Origin of the sequence: Pseudemcibacter sp. (assembly GCF_965661635.1) — a bacterium.
GTDB lineage: Bacteria > Pseudomonadota > Alphaproteobacteria > Sphingomonadales > Emcibacteraceae > Pseudemcibacter.
Window position 1 is genome coordinate 1 of sequence record NZ_CBFIEP010000129.1, and the last position, 6,239, is coordinate 6,239.

Consider the following 6,239-nt stretch of genomic DNA (forward strand, 5'->3'; position numbering starts at 1 on the left):
TACGCGATTGGCCGATCTACAGAAATGGACTTGTTGAAATACAAGATGAAGCGGCCCAACTGGCCGTAAAGTATGTTGAACTTAAACCTGGTCAACAAGTAATGGATTTATGTGCTGGTGCGGGTGGGAAGTCTCTCGCAGCAGCTGGTTATATGAAAAATAAAGGGCAGATTTATGCATTTGATATTTCTGAAAATCGCCTTAAAGATTTAAAAGTGCGTGCCAAACGTTCCAAACATCATATTTTCCAATCATTTGTATTAACATCCAAGAACAGAGGTGCAAAATTAGCTGAATATAAGGAAAAAATGGATCGAGTGATCCTAGATGTTCCTTGTAGCGGCAGCGGAACTTGGCGTAGAAACCCAGAAAACAGATGGCGTTTAACGCCAGAAAGCTTAGATGAATATATCGCAATTCAAAAAAGTCTGATGGCGGAAGCTTGGGATGCGATCAAAGTAGGTGGCCGCGTCGCATATATGACATGCTCAGTGTTAAAAAATGAAAATGAAAATCAAATTGAATGGTTTTTAAATGAATATAAAAATGCCAAATTAATCCCTATTCGCAAGCAGGGTATTGAACAATTAGAAGGCACATTACAATTAAGCCCGTTCAGCCGAGGAACAGATGGTTTTTTTGTAGCAATTTTAGAGAAACAAGATATAAAAACTCAAACAGATTAAGAGAAATGATTTAGGCAATGACTGACCGTATTTTAATTATTGATTTTGGCTCTCAAGTTACTCAACTTATCGCACGTAGAGTACGCGAAAGCGGTGTATATTCAGAAATCGTCCCATTTAATAAGGCCGCTGAAGTTCTAGAGGATTTTAATCCGAAGGGCATTATTCTTTCCGGTGGTCCAAATAGTGTTTATGATATTGAAACCCCAAGAGCACCTGAGGCGGTTTTTTCAATGGGCGTTCCGGTTCTTGGAATTTGTTACGGTGAACAAACCATGTGTGAACAACTTGGCGGGAAAGTTGAACCATCAGACGAACGTGAATTTGGTCGCGCTTTCATTAATATTAAAAAAGAAAGCCCGCTATTTGATGGTTTTTGGGAAGTAGGTAACGATTATCAAGTGTGGATGAGCCATGGTGATAAGGTTGATTCTATTCCAGATGGTTTCGAAGTTATCGCCACAAGTGGAAATGCACCATATGCCGCAATAGCCAATGAAGAAAAGAAATTCTATGCCGTTCAATTCCATCCGGAAGTCGTTCATACTTTGGACGGGGCAAAGCTTTTAAATAATTTTGTGAAAAAGATTGTCGGTTGTGCTGGCGACTGGACAATGGCGTCATTTCGGGAAACAGAAATTGCTAAAATGCGTGAACAGGTAGGCGAAGGACGCGTTATTTGTGGTCTTTCCGGCGGTGTTGACAGTTCGGTTGTCGCCGTACTTTTACATGAAGCCATAGGTGATCAGTTAACGTGTGTTTTTGTCGATCACGGTCTTATGCGCGCAAATGAAGCAGATCAGGTCGTCACCTTATTCCGCGAACATTATCATATAAATCTTATCCATGTGGATGCAGAAGATATGTTTTTAGGGAAGTTGGCTGGTGTTGATGACCCAGAGAAGAAAAGAAAAATCATCGGTGGTCTTTTCATTGATGTCTTCGAAGAAGAAGCTCAAAAAATTGGTGGCGCCGATTTTCTTGCACAAGGAACACTTTATCCCGATGTTATTGAAAGTGTTTCCTTTACAGGTGGTCCAAGTGTCACGATTAAATCACATCATAATGTTGGCGGACTTCCAGAACGAATGAACATGGATTTAGTCGAGCCACTTAGGGAATTATTCAAAGATGAAGTAAGGGCATTAGGACGTGAATTAGGATTACCTGAAGCGTTTATTGAACGTCATCCATTCCCAGGGCCAGGTTTAGCGATTAGAGTACCGGGTGCCGTTGATAAAGAGAAATGTGACATTTTACGTAAAGCGGATGTCATTTATTTGGAAGAAATTAAAAAAGCAGGACTTTATAACGAAATATGGCAGGCTTTTACAGTTCTGCTTCCAGTTCGAACGGTTGGTGTTATGGGAGACGCAAGAACATATGAATATGTATGTGCATTGCGTGCAGTTACGTCAACAGACGGTATGACTGCAGATTATTATCCTTATTCACATGAATTTTTGGGACATGTATCAACACGTATTATTAATGAAGTTCGCGGCATAAATCGTGTTGTTTATGATATTACTTCAAAACCACCTGGTACAATTGAGTGGGAATAATCTTAAAATAGCCTCTTTTTTAAAGAATATAGATAATGGTTGATTGCCTTCTTGCATCAGGTCGGTTATTTTGTCGCCATATATATGTTATAAATATTATTGAATTTACAGGAGACCCTGGTGTCAGACGAGTTTATTCGCGAAGTCGATGAAGACATTCGCCAAAGACAAATAAATGATTTATGGAAAAAGTACGGCAAATTCGTAATTGGAATTGCTGTCGGTGTTGTCGCAATTGTTGCGGGAAGAGCCATATATACCTCTGTCATTGAAAGCAAATATAGTGAACAAGCGTCACTATATTCGCAGGCAATAAGCATGAATGATGCAGAAATTTCTTCCGCACTTGACCCACTATTGAATAGTGATGTTGAGGCGTATGAAATTCTTGCAACGTTTAAAAAAGCCGAAATTGCAATTTCAAATGATGATAGAGCAGGGGCAATTACTATTCTTGATCAATTTGTGACGTCTTCATCAGTGGCTCAAGTTTATAAAGATATGGCTACAATTCAAGCGGCTCTCTTAGAATTGGATACGGCTTCAGTTGATCAAATTCGTTCACGTCTATCACTCATTTTAAACAGTGATAGTAAGTATCAATATTTTGCTGCAGAAATTATGGCACTTTCTGAATTAAGGGCAGGTGATAGTGGTGCTGCGAAATCACGACTTGAGGCTCTTATTAATGATGAAAATGCATCTGGCTCGATTAAAACGCGCGCAGAACAATATTTAAGTGTGATTGAATAGTTCATAGGAAATATTATGGCCAATAAGACAGAAAAATATTCGAATAATGTAATGCATTATTTATCATTAATTGGTCTGTTGATAATGACATCATTACTTGCTTCATGTGATAGTTTAAGATCTGCAGATAATTCAAGAGAAACCATCGAAGGCGACCGTATATCGGTTTTAACATTTGAGCAACAATTGAGCGCAGATCCAGCCCTTGCTAACTTACAAGTTACATTGCCACAGCCTTATGTGAATGAAAATTGGGATCAAGCTGGTGGAAATTTACATCATTTAATGCAACATTTATCGGTTGGTGATGCTCCTGAACGCCTATGGAGCCGAGATATTGGAAATGGTACAACGGGCCGTAAAGCGATTGTTTCTACGCCTGTTATCAAAGACGGCGTTTTATACGTTATTGATGCAGATGCTAAAATCTCTGCAGTAAACGCTGAAAATGGTCGCGTAATTTGGGACACTAAATACACCATGGAAAATGAGACTGAGATGCTTAGCTATGGCGGAGGCGTTACGGTCGGTGAAAATGCGCTATATTTTCTAACGGGTTATGGTCACTTTGGGGCCCTAAATCTTTCTGATGGCAGCGAAATTTGGTTAGAAGATATCGGGGTACCAATGCGCGGTTCACCCACTTACTCAGATGGACGTGTTTTTGGCGTGACCCACGATAATCATATCTATGCAATGGATGCAAATACGGGTGAGATTGTTTGGGATGAGGTCGGAATTGCTGAAAATGAGGGCTTAGCGGGAAATGCTAGTCCTGCTGTTATCGATAATACAGTTATTGTGCCATATTCCTCCGGTGAAGTTTATGCAATGCGTGTTGAAAATGGTCGTGTTCTTTGGACCGACACATTAAATCGGCAAGGCCAACTCACAGCTATGTCGAGTTTACGTGATATTGATGGTCATCCGGTTGTCTATGATGGTATTGTCTATTTAATTAGCCACAGCGGACGAATGGCGGCGATAAATTTAAGAAGTGGTGTTCGAGTTTGGGAGCAAAATTACGGTTCACAACATACGCCATGGATTGTGGGTGAATATATTTATATTGTTACGACAAACTCTGAAGTTATATGTGTTACGAGAAGAGAAGGCCGTATACGTTGGATCACTCAACTTGAACGCTTTCAAGACCCAGAAATTCGTAAAGAACCCGTTCATTGGCATGGACCAGTGGTTGCGAGTGATCGTGTGATTGTTACGTCGTCTCATGGGTATGCCTTAACGCTTTCTCCTTATACTGGAGATGTAATAGGCGGTATTGATCTTCCTGATAATTCATCAATGGGACCAATTGTTTCGAATGAGACGCTTTATTTCTTATTAAGTGACGGTGAAATCATCGCGCTGCGTTAAGCCTTGCCAGCATTATTGAATTGAAAAAACATGACTTTCACAGTAGCAATTATCGGACGTCCAAATGTCGGAAAATCAACACTATTTAACCGTCTTGTCGGTAAAAGACTGGCACTTGTTGATGATACGCCAGGTGTAACCCGTGACCGCCGAGATGCGAAAGCATCGCTTGGTGAACTTAAATTTCGTATCATTGATACGGCGGGCCTTGAGGATGAAACCGGTGATAGCCTTTCAGCCAGAATGAGAAAACAAACAGAGCTCGCGATCGAAGAGGCCGATTTTTCAATGTTCATGATAGATGCAAGGGCAGGCGTTACGCCACTTGATAAACATTTTGCAGATATACTTCGCCGCAATAAAAAACCAACGATCCTAGTTGCTAATAAATCAGAAGGAAAAGCCGGCGAAAGCGGCCTTTACGAATCTTATACCTTAGGATTAGGAGACCCAGTTCCGTTATCAGCGGAGCATGGTGAAGGACTAGCAGATTTAAGCGATGCATTTGATGAAGCCTTAAGAGAACTCGGAATTGATCCATTTGCCAACCCTGAAGAAGAGGTCACGGCAAAATCCGTGATAATCGAAGGGGAAGTCAGCGAAGAAGATGAGTTATTAAGTGAACAAGACGATGGCTTACCCATGCAAATCGCCATCGTTGGTCGCCCTAACGCTGGAAAATCGACACTAATTAATAAAATTTTGGGTGAAGATAGAATGCTTACTGGCCCCGAAGCTGGGATTACACGCGATTCTATTGGTGTAAACTATACTTATGAAGGACGTGAACTCAGAATATTTGATACGGCTGGTATGCGCCGAAAATCACGGGTGCAGGAAAAGCTAGAAAAATTATCTGTGGCTGATACGATCCGTGCTTTAAATTTTGCTGAAATAGTGATCCTTATGGTCGATGCGACGCAGCCGTTTGAAAAACAAGACCTTTCTATTGCGAGCCTGATCGTTCAAGAGGGACGTGGTTTGGTGATTGGGCTTAATAAATATGATCTTCTTGAAAATAGACAGGAAGTGATGAAAGATATTGCCCATAAGCTTGAACATTCATTGCCGCAAATTAAAGGCATTCCAATCGTCCCTATTTCAGCATTAACAGGGCGTGGCCTTGACAGATTAATGCCACAGGTTTTTGAAGCTTATAAATTATGGAATAAACGTATCAGTACGGCTAAACTGAATAAATGGTTAGCGGAGACATTGCAATATCATCCGGCACCGTCCGTTAAAGGACGTCGTACGAAAATGCGTTATATGACGCAAGTAAAAACGCGGCCACCGACATTTGCAATTTTTTGTAATCGCCCGAATGATTTGGCCGACAGCTATACCAGATATTTGCTTAATGAATTAAGGTACGATTTCGATATGCCCGGGGTGCCAATTCGTATAATGTTACGTAAAGGCGATAACCCCTATAAAAAAGATTAACATGATAACAGCAAAATTTAGGAGATAATGAATATGATTAGTTATGCAATGGTTGGATCAACTAATTTACCAGCGTCCGGTGATTTTTTCGATAAAGTACTGGGTGTCGTTGGTGCTGAACGCATGATGAAGCGCGACACTGCAATTATGTGGGGCGCTGGAGAAGGAAAACCATTCTTCGCGGCTTGTATTCCACATGACGGTAATGTAGCAACGCATGGTAATGGCACAATGATTTCATTTGGTTGCGAAACAACAGACCAAGTTGACGCGATGTATGCCGCGGCTCAAGCAAGCGGTGGATCATGCGAAGGTAAACCAGGTCCACGCGGTGAAGATGAACAATATTATGTTGGTTATTTCCGTGATCCAGATTGCAATAAATTTGCCGCATTTCATATGGCGGGATAAT

Annotated in this window: 6 protein-coding genes; all 6 read left to right on the forward strand. The window is 41.0% G+C overall.

What is annotated here, in order from left to right:
• A partial coding sequence (locus ACTF6W_RS08465) for an RsmB/NOP family class I SAM-dependent RNA methyltransferase (RefSeq protein ID WP_438994108.1) occupies positions 1–686 on the forward strand: 686 nt, incomplete at its 5' end.
• A 17-nt stretch (positions 687–703) separates the two neighbouring features.
• Positions 704–2,251: a glutamine-hydrolyzing GMP synthase gene (gene guaA, locus ACTF6W_RS08470; protein WP_438994109.1), complete on the forward strand. Its 1,548-nt coding sequence runs from the start codon at positions 704–706 to the stop codon at positions 2,249–2,251.
• 120 nt (positions 2,252–2,371) lie between these two features.
• Positions 2,372–3,004, forward strand: a complete 633-nt coding sequence (locus tag ACTF6W_RS08475) for a tetratricopeptide repeat protein (RefSeq protein WP_438994110.1) — start codon at positions 2,372–2,374, stop codon at positions 3,002–3,004.
• A gap of 15 nt (positions 3,005–3,019) precedes the next feature.
• Positions 3,020–4,381: an outer membrane protein assembly factor BamB family protein gene (locus tag ACTF6W_RS08480; RefSeq protein ID WP_438994111.1), complete on the forward strand. Its 1,362-nt coding sequence runs from the start codon at positions 3,020–3,022 to the stop codon at positions 4,379–4,381.
• A gap of 30 nt (positions 4,382–4,411) precedes the next feature.
• The gene (gene der, locus ACTF6W_RS08485) at positions 4,412–5,827 is read left to right on the forward strand and encodes a ribosome biogenesis GTPase Der (RefSeq protein ID WP_438994112.1); all 1,416 of its coding nucleotides are present in this window, start codon (positions 4,412–4,414) and stop codon (positions 5,825–5,827) included.
• Between the two features lie 33 nt (positions 5,828–5,860).
• Positions 5,861–6,238 (forward strand): VOC family protein, encoded by a 378-nt coding sequence (locus ACTF6W_RS08490; protein WP_438994113.1) that lies wholly within the window; start codon positions 5,861–5,863, stop codon positions 6,236–6,238.
• The last annotated feature ends 1 nt before the right edge of the window (position 6,239 follow it).